Origin of the sequence: Psychrobacillus lasiicapitis (assembly GCF_006861795.1) — a bacterium.
Classification (GTDB): Bacteria; Bacillota; Bacilli; order Bacillales_A; family Planococcaceae; genus Psychrobacillus; species Psychrobacillus lasiicapitis.
Map to the genome: position 1 here is coordinate 408,101 of NZ_VDGH01000001.1, position 14,175 is coordinate 422,275.

Annotated in this window: 15 protein-coding genes; 1 reads left to right on the forward strand and 14 read right to left on the reverse strand. The window is 38.1% G+C overall.

Features of this window, described 5'->3' with window-relative positions; translation table 11 throughout:
- Position 1: 1 nt before the first annotated feature.
- From bshA to FG382_RS02025, 4 genes are read right to left on the reverse strand one after another with little or no spacing between them, the layout of a single operon-like run.
- Complete coding sequence (gene bshA / locus FG382_RS02010) at positions 2-1,132, reverse strand: N-acetyl-alpha-D-glucosaminyl L-malate synthase BshA (RefSeq protein WP_142537194.1); 1,131 nt, start codon at positions 1,130-1,132, stop codon at positions 2-4.
- A gap of 12 nt (positions 1,133-1,144) precedes the next feature.
- On the reverse strand, positions 1,145-1,552 hold the full coding sequence (mgsA, locus tag FG382_RS02015) for a methylglyoxal synthase (protein ID WP_142537195.1): 408 nt from the start codon (positions 1,550-1,552) through the stop codon (positions 1,145-1,147).
- A gap of 10 nt (positions 1,553-1,562) precedes the next feature.
- Positions 1,563-2,339, reverse strand: coding sequence for a 4-hydroxy-tetrahydrodipicolinate reductase (dapB, locus tag FG382_RS02020; RefSeq protein WP_142537196.1), 777 nt, complete (start codon positions 2,337-2,339; stop codon positions 1,563-1,565).
- 2 nt (positions 2,340-2,341) lie between these two features.
- Entirely contained in the window at positions 2,342-2,674 is a 333-nt protein-coding gene (locus tag FG382_RS02025) for a nucleotide pyrophosphohydrolase (RefSeq protein ID WP_142537197.1), read from the reverse strand.
- A 107-nt stretch (positions 2,675-2,781) separates the two neighbouring features.
- Between FG382_RS02025 and FG382_RS02030 the strand changes: the two genes are divergently transcribed.
- Positions 2,782-3,651 (forward strand): YitT family protein, encoded by an 870-nt coding sequence (locus FG382_RS02030; protein WP_142537198.1) that lies wholly within the window; start codon positions 2,782-2,784, stop codon positions 3,649-3,651.
- Between the two features lie 902 nt (positions 3,652-4,553).
- On the opposite strand, the gene FG382_RS02035 is transcribed toward FG382_RS02030, so the two are convergent.
- From FG382_RS02035 to aroA, 10 genes are all read right to left on the reverse strand, one after another.
- On the reverse strand, positions 4,554-5,231 hold the full coding sequence (locus FG382_RS02035) for a zinc metallopeptidase (RefSeq protein ID WP_188713312.1): 678 nt from the start codon (positions 5,229-5,231) through the stop codon (positions 4,554-4,556).
- Positions 5,232-5,291: 60 nt separating this feature from the next.
- Entirely contained in the window at positions 5,292-5,888 is a 597-nt protein-coding gene (gene lhaT, locus FG382_RS02040) for a lipoprotein heptaprenylglyceryl N-acetyltransferase LhaT (protein ID WP_142537200.1), read from the reverse strand.
- Positions 5,889-5,975: 87 nt separating this feature from the next.
- Positions 5,976-6,755 carry a menaquinol-cytochrome c reductase cytochrome b/c subunit gene (locus FG382_RS02045; RefSeq protein ID WP_142537201.1) on the reverse strand — a complete coding sequence of 260 codons (780 nt, stop codon included), beginning with the start codon at positions 6,753-6,755 and terminating at the stop codon, positions 5,976-5,978.
- A gap of 41 nt (positions 6,756-6,796) precedes the next feature.
- Positions 6,797-7,471: a menaquinol-cytochrome c reductase cytochrome b subunit gene (gene qcrB, locus FG382_RS02050; protein WP_142537202.1), complete on the reverse strand. Its 675-nt coding sequence runs from the start codon at positions 7,469-7,471 to the stop codon at positions 6,797-6,799.
- Positions 7,472-7,492: 21 nt separating this feature from the next.
- A complete protein-coding gene (locus FG382_RS02055; protein ID WP_142537203.1) occupies positions 7,493-7,996 on the reverse strand; it encodes a Rieske (2Fe-2S) protein in 504 nt (167 codons plus the stop codon).
- A 158-nt stretch (positions 7,997-8,154) separates the two neighbouring features.
- Complete coding sequence (locus FG382_RS02060) at positions 8,155-8,601, reverse strand: DUF2487 family protein (RefSeq protein ID WP_142537204.1); 447 nt, start codon at positions 8,599-8,601, stop codon at positions 8,155-8,157.
- A 13-nt stretch (positions 8,602-8,614) separates the two neighbouring features.
- On the reverse strand, positions 8,615-9,166 hold the full coding sequence (locus FG382_RS02065; RefSeq protein ID WP_142537205.1) for a ReoY family proteolytic degradation factor: 552 nt from the start codon (positions 9,164-9,166) through the stop codon (positions 8,615-8,617).
- A gap of 20 nt (positions 9,167-9,186) precedes the next feature.
- Positions 9,187-10,431 (reverse strand): tetratricopeptide repeat protein, encoded by a 1,245-nt coding sequence (locus FG382_RS02070; RefSeq protein ID WP_308421237.1) that lies wholly within the window; start codon positions 10,429-10,431, stop codon positions 9,187-9,189.
- 200 nt (positions 10,432-10,631) lie between these two features.
- Positions 10,632-12,323, reverse strand: a complete 1,692-nt coding sequence (locus FG382_RS02075; protein ID WP_142537206.1) for a methyl-accepting chemotaxis protein — start codon at positions 12,321-12,323, stop codon at positions 10,632-10,634.
- A 558-nt stretch (positions 12,324-12,881) separates the two neighbouring features.
- The gene (gene aroA / locus FG382_RS02080; RefSeq protein ID WP_142537207.1) at positions 12,882-14,171 is read right to left on the reverse strand and encodes a 3-phosphoshikimate 1-carboxyvinyltransferase; all 1,290 of its coding nucleotides are present in this window, start codon (positions 14,169-14,171) and stop codon (positions 12,882-12,884) included.
- Positions 14,172-14,175 lie beyond the last annotated feature (4 nt).

Genomic DNA, 14,175 nt, shown 5'->3' on the forward strand with positions numbered 1-14,175 from the left:
CCTACTTCTTCGCCACTCTTTCGTACATCGCTTCGTACTGTTCAACGATTTTTTTGGAACTAAATCGTTCTTCGATAAACATTAACGAAGTTTCCACCATTTGTTTATGTAAAATAGGATCTTGCAACAATCGAATTCCATACTCCGCTACTTGTTCAATATCTCCAAGCTCGGCTAAATAGCCGTTTTCTCCGTGAATAATGACTTCGGGAATTCCACCGACATTGGTGCCTATGCATGGCACTTCACACGCCATCGCCTCTAATAAGACTAAACCGAATGATTCCTTTTGGGAAAGAAGGAGCATTAAATCCGAAATAGCATAGAGTTCAGACAAATTTTCTTGTTTTCCCAGAAATAGAACATCGTCTTCAAAAGAGGTCCCTTTTACATATTCCATTACTGGATGTTTTTCAGGACCATCCCCTACTAACAGAAGTTTTGCCGGCATCTCTTTACGAATCAATTCAAAACTTTTCACGATATCTGGAACTCGCTTCACCTTTCTGAAATTAGAAACATGAATGACTACTTTTTCATCTGGTCGGATCCCTAATAATTCTTTCAAATTTCCTGCATCTTTTTTGGAATATTCTTGTTCATCTACAAAGTTGTAGATTGTTTCAATTTCTTTTTGGGGAGCGATTAGTTCCATCGTTTGACTAACCAATGAATGTGATACTGCTGTAACAATATCCGACTTTTCAATTCCATACCGAATAGCACCGGACAAGGAAGAATCATCTCCTAATACGGTAATGTCTGTTCCATGCAAGGTCGTTACGATACCTATATCGGATTTTGCCATGTCCTTTGCCAAAATAGCACATACAGCATGAGGCATTGCATAATGCACATGCAGTACGTCTAATTCCTCATCTATTATTACTTCTGCCATTTTATTTGCCAAGGCAATATCATACGGTGCATATTGAAAGACAGAATAACTATTTACCTCTACTTGATGAAAGGTGATGGATGGATACATCTTGTTCAAACGAAAAGGCATGCTGGAAGTAATGAAATGTATTTCATGACCTTTTTCCGCAAGCATTTTACCAAGTTCAGTGGCGATTACACCCGATCCTCCTACAGAGGGGTAACAGGTAATCCCAATTTTTAATTTACGCATATTTTCACTTCCTTAACGAGCGCGTCTTTCTTCCAATAAACGCCAATCTAAAAATCCTTCTTCGATTCCTTTTAATAAAATCTCTGCTGTTCCCATATTCGTTGCAAGCGGAATTTGGTATACATCGCAAAGTCGTATAAGAGCAGATACATCCGGTTCATGTGGCTGCGCAGTTAAAGGATCTCGGAAAAAGATAACCATATCCATTTCATTGTTTGCGATTGCCGATCCGATCTGTTGATCTCCACCTAGTGGCCCTGATTTATATCTAAAAACTGATAATCCAACTTCATTGATAATGCGCATACCAGTCGTTCCTGTTGCAAATAATTCATGCTCTTCTAAAATAGATTTGTAGGCCGTTACAAATTGGACTAAATCCTCTTTTTTCTTGTCATGTGCCACTAATGCAATTCTCATACCTTCACTCCTATAAAATAATCTCTTCTAAGCCGTAAATAAGTGTATTTCGCTTCATTACTTCATGAATCGACAAAACAACACCCGACATGAACGAAGTACGGTTAAACGAATCGTGACGAAGTGTGAGCAGTTGTCCATCTCCACCAAGCAAAACTTGTTGGTGTGCCACTAAACCTGGCAAACGGACACTGTGAATATGCATCCCCTCTATATTAGCACCCCTTGCTCCAGCAAATATTTCTTCTTCCTCCGGGTGACCCTGTTCAAATGGATTTCGAGTATCTTGAATCATTTGCGCAGTTTTGATCGCCGTACCTGACGGAGCATCTACTTTTTGATCATGGTGCATTTCAATGATTTCTACGTCTGGTAAGTATTTTGCTGCTGTTTGAGCAAATTTCATCATCAGAACCGCCCCAATGGAGAAGTTTGGAGCAATTATACATCCAACCTGTTTTTCTTCTACTTTAGTGCGTATCTCGTCTAATTGTAAATCAGTAAAGCCTGTAGTACCAATAACTGGTCTTACACCATATTGTAGAGCAGTCATAGCATGCCCATAAACAGCTGTGGGAATCGTTAAATCCACCAACACATCCGGCTCCGTTTGTTCAATAAGCTCCTCAAGTGAGGTGAAAATTGGAATCATATCTCCTAAATATTCTTCTTCTTTTTTATGATCTAATAACCCGACTAAAAGAAATTCCTCGTTTTCAATAACGGTTGCCACCGCTTCTTTCCCCATTCTACCTCTTGGTCCTGCTATTGCTACTTTGATAACCATAGTTAGTCCTCCTTTTTAGTCCATCGATCTTTATCACGTGTATTGTATTTATGTAATACGTTTTGTAAGGTTTCTTGTAAATCTATACCCTCTGCATTGGCTAAGCATATTAAAACAAAAAAGAAATCTCCCAATTCCTCTGCAAGTTCTTTCTCTACTTCTGTATGCTTCTTTTTCTTCGCGCCATACTTATGTTGAACTTCTCGTGAGAGTTCTCCGAGTTCCTCTGTTAATCTTGCTAGAAGTTCCATCGGAGGAAAGTAACCTTCTTTAAATTGACTTATGTATGCATCCACTTCATGCTGAAGTGCAGATAATGTTTTCTTTTCCGACATATTTTTCACTCTCCTCTCTTCATCGTAATAAATTTACACACCAGTTGTCAAAAGCTATTAAATAAAAGATAATAACTTTAGTATGAACTATTGAAAGAGGTGGGACAATGGGGCTTGGCTTAAAATTAAAAAATATTATTATGATTGTAATTGGTTCTGCCATTTATAGCTACGGATTTGTTCATTTTAATATGCAAAATGAGCTCGGAGAAGGCGGTTTTGCAGGGATCACGTTAATCTTATTTTTCGTATTTAAATGGGATGTAGCTTTAATGAACCTGTTATTAAATATTCCGATGTTCATCTTAGGATGGAAGCTTTTAGGTAGAAAAGTGTTTATGTATACAATAATAGGCACTGTGGCTGTCTCTATATTTCTGAAAATATTTCAGATTTACGAAGTACAAATTGGGCTACAAGATGACATGTTTCTTGTTTCTTTATTTGCAGGGGTATTTGTCGGGGTTGGATTAGGTATTATTTTCAGATTTGGTGGAACTACTGGTGGCGTAGACATTCTCGCAAGACTTGGGCAAAAGTATCTCGGCTGGAGCATGGGGAAAACGATGTTCATGTTTGATGCAATTGTCATTTTACTTTCCTGGCTCACGTTTTTAGATATCCGATCGGTGATGTATACGCTAGTAGCAGTTTTTGTTGGAGCACGTGTAATCGATTTCGTACAGGAAGGCGGCTATGCAGCGCGTGGCGCATTTATCATATCTGAACATCAAGATGCGATTGCAAACCGTATAACGAACGAAATGGACCGTGGAGTGACTGTATTAAAAGGGTATGGGCATTATACGAAGAAAGAACGCGAGATTTTATATTGTGTGATTGCTAAAAATGAAATTGTTCGCCTTAAATCAATTATTACAGCAGTCGATCCACATGCGTTTGTGTCTGTTACAGAAACGAATGATGTAATGGGTGAAGGATTCACGTTGGATGAAGAGAAAAGACCGATTGATTGAGAATTTGCTAGAACCTTTTAAAAACCTGTTTTGTATCTTTTTTAGAGAGGCTGGTAGTGACTATAGTCATTACCAGCCTCTCTTCTAATTCTATGGCGTATGTATGTCCTAAGCTCCTTCAACAATATGAAAAAGGTTAAGTTCTTTTTGGTTAATAAGACGCTTTCCGCGGGCACGGCTTCAATCTCCTCGTCGCTCACGCTCCTGCGGGGCTTTCAGCTCGTACTGTTCCCGTTGGAGTCGCCACCCTTTCACTACAATCCAATAAAGATAAGGCTACATAATTGGTGTCACTGTTTAACAGAACTAATCAAACTTCTTCAGAGATATTCTAACTTTTAAGTGTCAATAAATGTTGTAATATGACAAAGCCGAGCAAGCGGAAGCTTTTTGAAAAGTAATCTTATTTAATGCTCTATTATTATTGCCTTCCCAATCCTAGTTAACTTGTTTTGCGGAAAATTGGTTGCTGTCAGACTACAACTGGTTGCTTTCGACATCTGTTTGGTCGCCCTTATCCTTCTTCTGAATTTATATAGTGGAAAACTGTTGATAATTTTGTTTGTAGTAAGTCGATCATAAATAAAAAGAATTTATTATTGATTTTCGCTACAGTCGGCGACTCCTGTGGGATGAGTGGGCTAATGAGACATCCCAACGACGCCCAAAGCGGAGGGGATGGCTCATCGCTCACCCCACGGAAAGCGTCCGAATGGAGTGAAAATCACGGCGGACACCTACCTATATGAAGCCTTACCACGCAGTTTCCCTATAAGGTGAAGTATCTTGGCATACTATCATCCAGTTAATGGTTAAAGGCAATCAATTCTATTCGAAAGGCAGTCAATTTATTGATAAAAAAAGATTGCTCAACTTTCATCGAACAATCCTTTGTCTTAATTTTAATCGTTTCTTGACATACCTGTGTAGATTAATACTAAACGCAGTAATTCAAGTACAGCGACTGCTGTAGCTGCAACATATGTTAACGCGGCAGCACTTAATACTTTCTTCGCATGACGCTCTTCTTCGTTACGAATAATTCCTAACGAAACCATCTGGTCCATTGCACGATTCGATGCATTAAATTCAACTGGCAAAGTTACAATTTGGAATACTACACCAGCAGCTAATAACAAAATACCAAGTAACAGCAATCCGCTCATAGAAGCAAATATACCAATCATAACGAAAATCCATGATGCGTTAGAAGAAATATTCGCAATAGGTACTAGTTTATGGCGTAAAGTTAAGAAGGAATAAGCTTCTTTATGTTGAATCGCATGTCCCACCTCATGTGCAGCGATAGCGGATCCTGCAACAGAAGCTTCATGATAGTTATGGGAAGACAATGCGACAATCTTAGTCATTGGATTGTAATGATCACTTAAAAAACCGCTACTTTCCACTACTTTCACTTCGTATAAACCATTCGCATCTAAAATAGTTCTTGCTACTTGTGCACCTGTCATACCAGAAGTGGAGCGAACTTTTGAATATTTTTTATACGTGCTTTTTACTTTCATTTGTGCATATATCGGCAATAACAAAATTATTGCAAAATATATGATATAAGAAATCACGAAGCATTTCCCCTTTCTTATCTATACTTATTATTTTAATAGGTTATCCATTCTCATTCAACTAATTCGCTTTGACCATTTTTGATAAACACCAATTGCAATACTAATACATGCAATCGATAACCAAAAAGTAAAATAGCCAATTTGACTAGCATATTCGCTTAAACTACGATATACGGGCATCTGACCGAAAACATAGTCGATAACATCGTTATGCAATGTCCAAACCGCGGCAATAAAAATATGTACGAATGTAAATCGATAAAATGGGATATAAAGTATAGCCTGTAATGCCATCGCAAAATGAGAAACAACAAGCATCCATCCCATCCATCCAATGGAACCAGTCTCCATATATGTCCAAATGTTCATGACGACTGCCCATACTCCATATTTAACCAATGTTATAAGTGCAAGCGCCTCTATCAACTTCCAATTTTTCTTCATTAACCAACCGAATAATGCAATCGTAAAAAATAAACTAGCTGTTGGACTATCGGGAACGAAGAGAAGAAATTTAGGTTCTGTCACTGAGAGTTGGCTTTCATACCAAATGTACCCATAAATTGTCCCTAATAAATTTACTACGAACAATAACCACATAAACGACTTATTAAAAAGCACTAACTTCCCATACGCTATCAGCTCTTCCATCAAAACGCTCCTTTATTGGGTAAGTAAAAAAAGAGAGCCAGTTACCTGACTCTCTTAACTTTTATTATATCTAGCTTGTATAAATGATTATTCCGTTGGTTGAAGCGTTGTAATAAACTCCGCTAATTTGTGAAGCTCTTCTTCCGTACCTTGGTAAGTGCCACCTGGCATCCCACCTAAACCTTCATGTGCAATGTTAACAATTTCATCAGGAGTATATTCTAAACCGATTAACGGCTTACCTAAACCACCTTCGAATGCATTACCATGACAGCCAATACAAGACGATGCTTGGTATAGCTGATAGCCTTCTGAAGTTTCATCAATTTCAACTGCAACTTCTTCTCTAATCTCACCATATGCTTTAGCTTTTTCCCAGTCATGATTAACAACAGATTCCCATGTTAAGAAAATCATTGCAGCGATTGCTAAAAGCATAAAACCAGTTGGTAAAGGACGTTTAAATGGACGTCTTTCTTTACTAGTGTCTAGGAATGGTACCAATAGAAGTGCACCAAAAGCTAAACCTGGCATAATGATTGCTCCGATAACGTTAAACGGACCTGAAGCAAACTCATATTTTAATAGCTGGTATAAGAACAAGAAATACCAGTCTGGTACTGGAATATAGCCAGTGTCCGCTGGATCAGCAGGACGTTCCAGTGGAGACGGATGTGCTACAGTTAATACTAGATAACCTACTAAGAAAACAGCACCGACTAACCATTCCTTCAATAAAAAGTCTGGCCAGAAAGCTTCTGTTTTACCCGGATACTCAGAATAATCTTTCGGAGTTTTCTTTGGTCTGCTAGCTGGATCTGTTACACGTGAGTCACCAACAAATTTCATACCTTTACCGCGATGCATAATGTCCCCTCCTTTTAAGAATTATCTGTGCCACTTACCCATTATAGTGGTCCAGAAATACCTTGACGACGAATCATGATAAAGTGTGCTGCAAGTAAACCAAATAATGCAGCTGGTAAGAAGAACACATGAATCGCAAAGAATCTTGTTAAAGTTTGTGCACCGATGATATGCTCATCACCAGCAAGTAATGTTTTGATTAGTCCACCAATAAATGGAACTGATGCAGCAATTTCGATACCTACTTTTGTTGCGAACAATGCTTTCATGTCCCAAGGTAGTAAGTAACCCGTAAATCCTAAACCTAACATAACAGCGAAGATTAATACTCCAACCATCCAGTTAAGTTCACGAGGTTTTTTATAAGAACCAGTAAAGAATACACGTAATGTATGTAAGAACATCATAACAATAACAAGCGATGCTCCCCAGTGATGCATCCCACGCACTATTTCACCGAATGCTACTTCATTTTGAAGGTAGTAAACAGATTCCCATGCATTTTCAATATCTGGTACATAATACATAGTTAAGAACATACCGGATAGAATTTGGATTACTGTAATGAAGAATGTTAATCCCCCAAAACAATAAACAAATGCAGAGAAATGGTGTGCAGGGTTTACGTGTTCTGGTACTTCGTGGTCTGCGATATCACGCCATATAGGTGTAATATCAAGACGTTCATCCACCCAATCATAGATTTTATTAAGCACTGATGTCGTACCCCCTTACTTTTAAACTAATGTGTTAGGTATAGCTTTTCCAATTTCTAAGAAACCGTCATTTTCACGAATTTCAAATTGATCCAACGGACCTAGAGGTGGTGTTTTTGGAACGTTCTCTCCATTTTTCTCATAACGACCATTGTGACATGGACAGAAGAATTGATTTTTGTGAGCTGGGTCACCTTCCCAGTTTACAGTACAACCTAAATGCTTACATACTGGAGAAAGTGCAATAATTTGATCTCCTTCTTTATAAACCCATGCAGCATTTGTTATATCAGACTTGTACCATGCATCCACCTGTTCAAAAGTGAAATCTACACGCTCAGGAACATCCGTAATATCGGCAATTTTCTTCTCCGTTAATACGAAATCTCCACCTTCTGATTTTTGCAATACAGGATCAATTGCAAAACGTACCATTGGCATTAGCATCCCTGCCGCCATGAAACCGCCAACACCAGTTAATGTATAACTTAGAAATTGACGTCTTGATACTTTATTGTTACTCATCCTTTTCCCCCCTCTTACTTAAAGGTCAGTCCAATGGACATACTTGCTTGAAATAATAATACTAGGACATATCCATGATATATCAATAAAAAAGGAAGGTCAATATTCCTTTAACATGAATTATGAACTTTGTGAACATTTCATGCAACAATTTGTCACTAATTCGCCCATTTTTTCGCGAAAATTGGAATGAGCTGTCGTAGCTGATCTTCCAACACAGAATTTCTCATTTTTTGATCCATCGAATCTAATGGGACGGATGGTGTCCAAATTACGTCATGTTCATCCCCCATTGTACTCCACTCACGATCTGAAGTAATAAAAAATATGTATTTAAAATCGGCTTTTAATAGTTCCTCTTTCCAAATTTCTAATAGTGACTGCTTGTCCTGTCCTGTTGTATAAGAGAAGGAAGGAAATAATACAATCCTTCCTTTAAACTGATTTTCAATTAAGTTAGCCAAAGATAATGTATAATCTGCTGCAGATGCAGCAAAACCAAATCCATGCTCTGAACCATCTATAACGATTAATGGGATGACTGCTGTATCTATATATTCTTTTTGTGCTTGAAATACTGCACTATCTTTTCCGTTCCAATGCATGGTTATCTCTCTCCTAATTTCCTCTTTGTTGTAGTTGTTTCCATAATGCTGAAAGCTCTAGAAATCTTTCCTTGTTATTTTCATCAATCGCTTCATCAATTTGTTTTTTTAATTGCTCTACTTGAAAGGAATGAAGACTTTCTGCTACCATATCCTCCGCGATTCGTTTATCCTTTTCGCTAATATGCAAATACTTTGGCATAAAAGGATTTTCTTCTAACACCGCTAAATACTCTGGGCTAGGTGGTAATGTTTGAAAATTCAATTGAATGTACATGTCTTCTTCTGGGTGTAGACGTAGGTCATGAAATGACTTTTCCGCATCTGCAGTCATCACACTACCCTTGTAAAAGCGAAATGGGATACCAGAGGATGTTGTAACCGACATAATCATCGCTCGAGGACAATAGTGAGCTTCCTCTACAAAATGGACATTATTCAACAGTGTTTCGTGACTTATTAAGTAATTCAAAATCCAGACGCACTCTCTTCTTTTCATTTGATATTTTTTTAAAAACCAGCGAACAAATTCTTTTTTCTCCCCAACTGAAACAGAAGCAGTCACGTAACCTCTCCTTCCTTTTTTTATTCCACTAAGTCTAACCAAGTACTATTTTCAGGCTGTAATTTTTGCAGTATTGCTACTACTTCCATTGCTTCGTCTCTTTTCCCTTCTTCTAGCAGGAAATAGACGTATGTTTCCAAAAATGCAGCATCCTCTTTATGTTCATTATATGCTAGCTTATAAAATGCATATGCTTCATCGTACAATTCTAAACGCTCATAGCTTTTTGCGATAAATGGATACATTGATGACCACTCAAAGTGTTGTTCCTTCAACGTTTCATACAGTTCGATTAACTCCTCATCCATCTCTTCTGTCGAAAATAACGAAGAAAGAATAAAAATGGCATCCATATATTCAGGATCCAAAACAATCGCTTCTCGTAAAAATGATTCCGCTTCTTTCACTCTACCCAATTTAAGCGCAATTTTACCTGCAAATAAATAATATTCTTTCTCAAATTCATCTCTTGCAATACCATCTGTGATTGCTTTCAATGCTTCTTCATTTTTCTCAAGCATTGCATATGTTTCCGCAAGCAGCATATACCCTGAGAAATAATCTGGATCGATTTCAAGTAAGCTTTCTAAATGCTTCACTGCCGTTTCATAGTGCTGTACTTGGAAAGAAGCATATGCAGCATGAAATAGAATATCCGGAGCTACTTCCTTTTCTAACGCCTCCGCATAGTAGGGAATCGCTTCTTCATAAGCCGCTCCCGCACTATAGATTTCCGCAAGCTTAAGTGATAAATCCACTGCAGGAATTGCCTCTTGCTGCGGAATTAAATCTTCCATGATCCTTGCAGCTTCTAAATATCTGCCAGTTTCGAATAATAGTTCCCCTTTTGCATAAAGAAGTAATGGCTCATTTGGCATAATGCCGATTGCTTCATTAATCTTTTGCTCAGCGACTTCGTATAATCCAATCATTTGATAATAATCAGCTAGTGTTAGAAGCGCTTGTGGATATGCTTCACTTGATTTCTCGACTTTTGTAAGCAATTCAAGTGCCGCATCTTCCTTATCCATTTCTAGATAAAGCTGTGCCTGATCAATCTTCAGCTGATTTTCTTCCGGAAATAAATAGTGTAGATGTTCTAATACATGTACCGCTTGCTGTAAAAAACCATATTGAGCTAACAAATCCGCAAGTTCGTATTGTTCATCTGGATTACCTTCCAATAAAAATGCTTCTAGCAGCTCTTCTAATTTTTCTATGTCTCCCTCTTCCATTGCACGGATAAAAGGCATCATTTTTTCCATATCATCACCATACTTTCTCTATGTCTTTATCGTACAAGAACTATCGAATATGAACAAGAAAAAAACTCTCCCATTTGGTGGAGAGCTTTAAAAATTGCCTTAAAGTTCGGTTCTAGCTAAGCATACTTCCTTTTTCTTTAATTAATAAGTGTAATTTGCTACGCTAACTTTAACAGGGAAGAAGTGCTCTATTAGATTTATTATAGCTTGAATTGTCTTACGATCGCTTGTAAGTCCTCTGCCATTTTGGATAGGCTGGTTGCGGAAGCTGTAATCTCTTCCATTGAAGCAAGTTGCTCCTCGGAAGCAGAAGCTACGTTTTGAGTATTAGAAGCGGAATATTGCGCAATTTTGGCCATTTCTTCTATGGAAGCGTCCACCTCTTCTACACCTGCGGACATTTCTTCGGAAATAGCGGAAACTTCTTGTATTTGTGCAGTAACTTGTTCGATGGAAAGTAAAATTTTCTCAAAACGCATTCCAGTCTCATCAACTATTACTTTTCCGGCAGCCACTTCTTTTGTTCCAACTTCCATTACGTTTACTGCTTCGCTTGTATCTACTTGAATCTGATTGATAATTCCTGCAATTTGGTCTGCTGAGTCTCTAGACTGTTCTGCAAGCTTACGAACTTCATCCGCTACTACTGCAAAGCCTTGTCCATGTTCTCCAGCACGAGCGGCTTCTATCGCTGCATTTAAAGCCAGTAAATTTGTTTGGTCAGCTATTCCGGTAATAACCGCAATAATATTGCCGATTTCCTGAGAGAGGTTTCCTAATTTTTTTATACTGGAAGCAGACTCTGCTACTGCATTGTGGATGTTGTCCATTTGGTGAATCATTTGGCGAAGTGATTCATTCCCGAGGTTAGCTTCTTTATTTGTCTCAATTGCTGATTCAGAAACAGTGGAAGAAGTTTCTGCTACTCGTTGAATTCCAACAGCCATTTCTTTCATGGCTTCGGATGATTCATTGGCGTTCATAACCTGCGTTTCCGACCCACTCGCAATATCCTGAATAGATGCTGCAATTTGTTCAGTTGCTTGGGAAGTCTGTTCCGCACTTGCTGTTAGTTCCTCTGCGGAAGCTGCTACATGATTTGAGTTCATACTAACTTGTTCAATTACTGCACGAAGGTTTTCGGCCATAAGATTAAAGGAGCCAACTAAATCTCCTATTTCGTCTTTGTTTTTCACTTTTACCATTTCACCAGAAAGATCCCCATCTGCCATTTTTTTAGCTGAATTCGCTAGTGCTACAACCGGTTTGGATATAAGACGACCTATAAAAATAGCGATGGCAAATCCTACTAAAACTGCAATAACTCCTATACCTAGTACTAACATGATTGTTTTTTTGACCAATGAGGTGTTGTTAGCCCCGCCTTTGTTTAACAAATCGTTTTGATAATTTGAAAGTTTAGCAACGGCCTCATCAAGTTTGACAACAATTTCTCTACCTTCTGTAGATACGAGTGCTTCATATTCCTCATATTTATTCTGTTTTCTTAAATCGAATACCTTTTCTGAAAACTGCTCATAATCAGCTTGAATCTGATCGATATCTTCAAGCATCTCAATTGCTTCTGGAATTCTAAACTTTGACAATAAGGCATCATATGCTTTTCTATAATTAGAAACAGCGTCCATATGCTCTTGTAGGGAACGATCGTCACCTAAAATTAAATATCCCCTCATCGCAATTATTTCTTGCTTAACTGCCACTTGCAATTCTCTTATTTCAACAGCTTTCATTGCTTTATCGTCTAATAAATCAGTATAGGAATTATTTACAGCTGTAATTTGGCTGTAGCTAATCCCAATCATAATGACTAGTAATAATAGAACCGCTGAAAAACCTCCTAGTAGTTTTTTGTTAATCGTCCATTTCATATGTAAAACTCCTTAATACTTTTATATTTTTTCAACTGATTCAAACCTAATGTATAACAATAAGTCTAAAGTCTTGAAAATACACCTTTATCAAGTTAGCACAAAGAACTATAAAAGGGAAGTTCATTTATGATTTTTTAATAGATTAGTCCGCAAATTAGTATGTATTTAGACACAATTCCAGTGAAATTATGGAAGGTTTACATCTATTAATAGTTCTAAGCGACAGATTGTGATAAATCTGAATTGTAAATCCGCTTTGGCAAGTTCGCCAGGCTTTAAAAAGCGGTATCTCGCTACACTATTATCCAATTAATGGTTAAGAGCAATCAATCAGTCAGTAAAAGCAACCAATTCCTAAAATAACAAGTTACTTTGAACGAGACAAAGACAAATGTTTCGCATATTTATTAGAAGACCTTCGAATAAAATAGAGCGGGTAGTTTCCTACCCTAAAAAATTATCTTCTTCGTGTTGGTTAACCAATCAGTTCTAGTAAATGAAATACAAATAGACCAAGGACCTTTTCTCGGTCCTCGGTCTATAAAAATTTCTTGTTTAACTGTTTCGTACACTATCCAATTGTTCAAAAAAAGTTGGATATGATACAGCTATGCATGCTGTATCATCTAATGTAACCGGACTTGATGTGATTAAAGAAGCGATAGCCGCCATCATTCCAATACGGTGATCACCATAAGACGTTAGGTCGCCCCCATGAAGAGGGGTTGGCCCCTCGATAATCATTCCGTCATCCGTTGCAGTAATGTTCGCTCCGAGCTTTTTAAGTTCATTTACAACCGCATCGATACGGTTTGTTTCTTTTACTTTTAGCTCTTCAGCGTTTTTAATGATTGTTTTTCCTTCTGCTTGTGTTGCAAGTAAAGCGATAACTGGAATTTCATCAATAAGTCGAGGAATTAAATCTCCGCCTATTTCTGTCCCTTTTAGTGAAGACGACTCGATTCCAATTGTCCCCATTTCTTCATGGCTATTATTGTCGGAATCATTAATCGACATTTTTGCACCCATTGCTTGCAGTACATCGATAATACCTGTTCTTGTCTTGTTTAGCCCAACATTCGTTAGTGTTAGCTTACTATTAGGAACAATCGCTCCAGCAACTAAAAAGAAGGCTGCAGATGAAATATCACCTGGTACAACGACATGCGTTCCGTGAAGCTTCTGTCCACCTTTTAGACGAATCGTTTTGTTATCAACCGAGATTTCCGCACCAAAATGTTGTAGCATCTTTTCCGTGTGATCACGAGAGGTTTCCATTTCCTCTACGACTGTTTCACCTTCCGCATGTAAAGCAGCAAGCAAAATCGCGGATTTCACCTGTGCGCTTGCAACTGGCATTTGGTAGTGGATTGCGTTCAATTTTGTTCCTTCCACTGCAATTGGTGTAAATTGTGCATCCTCTCTACCGATAAAATGCGCGCCCATTTGTTTTAATGGAGCTGTTACCCGTTTCATTGGACGTTTTTGGATAGACTCGTCCCCGATTAATACGGACGAAACATTGGAACCCGCTAAAATGCCGAGCATTAGTCTAGTAGTTGTTCCTGAGTTACCTGTATATAAAATTTCCCTCGGTTCTTGCCATGCACCGATTCCATCACTTTTAATTTGAACGCTTTCTCCATCTACTGATATTTCTACACCAAGCTTAGAGAAGCAATCAATTGTTGCTAAGCAATCATCACTTTGTAAAAAGCCTTCGACAGTTGTGGTTCCTTCACCGATTGCCCCAAACATAATGGAACGATGAGATACAGACTTATCGCCAGGAATTCGCAAAGTACCTTGTAATGATGGCTGTGCATAATCTAATATTTTTCCCATAACG

Bases quoted from the DNA above. Each gene is read 5' to 3' on its own strand.
- FG382_RS02060 (WP_142537204.1), bottom strand. From the start codon at position 8,601: ATGCATTGGAACGGAAAAGATAGTGCAGTATTTCAAGCACAAAAAGAA.
- dapB (WP_142537196.1), bottom strand. From the start codon at position 2,339: ATGGTTATCAAAGTAGCAATAGCAGGACCAAGAGGTAGAATGGGGAAA.
- FG382_RS02030 (WP_142537198.1), top strand. From the start codon at position 2,782: ATGGGGCTTGGCTTAAAATTAAAAAATATTATTATGATTGTAATTGGT.
- lhaT (WP_142537200.1), bottom strand. From the start codon at position 5,888: ATGGAAGAGCTGATAGCGTATGGGAAGTTAGTGCTTTTTAATAAGTCG.
- mgsA (WP_142537195.1), bottom strand. From the start codon at position 1,552: ATGAGAATTGCATTAGTGGCACATGACAAGAAAAAAGAGGATTTAGTC.
- bshA (WP_142537194.1), bottom strand. From the start codon at position 1,132: ATGCGTAAATTAAAAATTGGGATTACCTGTTACCCCTCTGTAGGAGGA.
- aroA (WP_142537207.1), bottom strand. From the start codon at position 14,171: ATGGGAAAAATATTAGATTATGCACAGCCATCATTACAAGGTACTTTG.
- FG382_RS02025 (WP_142537197.1), bottom strand. From the start codon at position 2,674: ATGTCGGAAAAGAAAACATTATCTGCACTTCAGCATGAAGTGGATGCA.
- FG382_RS02075 (WP_142537206.1), bottom strand. From the start codon at position 12,323: ATGAAATGGACGATTAACAAAAAACTACTAGGAGGTTTTTCAGCGGTT.
- FG382_RS02070 (WP_308421237.1), bottom strand. From the start codon at position 10,431: ATGGAAAAAATGATGCCTTTTATCCGTGCAATGGAAGAGGGAGACATA.
- FG382_RS02055 (WP_142537203.1), bottom strand. From the start codon at position 7,996: ATGAGTAACAATAAAGTATCAAGACGTCAATTTCTAAGTTATACATTA.
- FG382_RS02045 (WP_142537201.1), bottom strand. From the start codon at position 6,755: ATGCATCGCGGTAAAGGTATGAAATTTGTTGGTGACTCACGTGTAACA.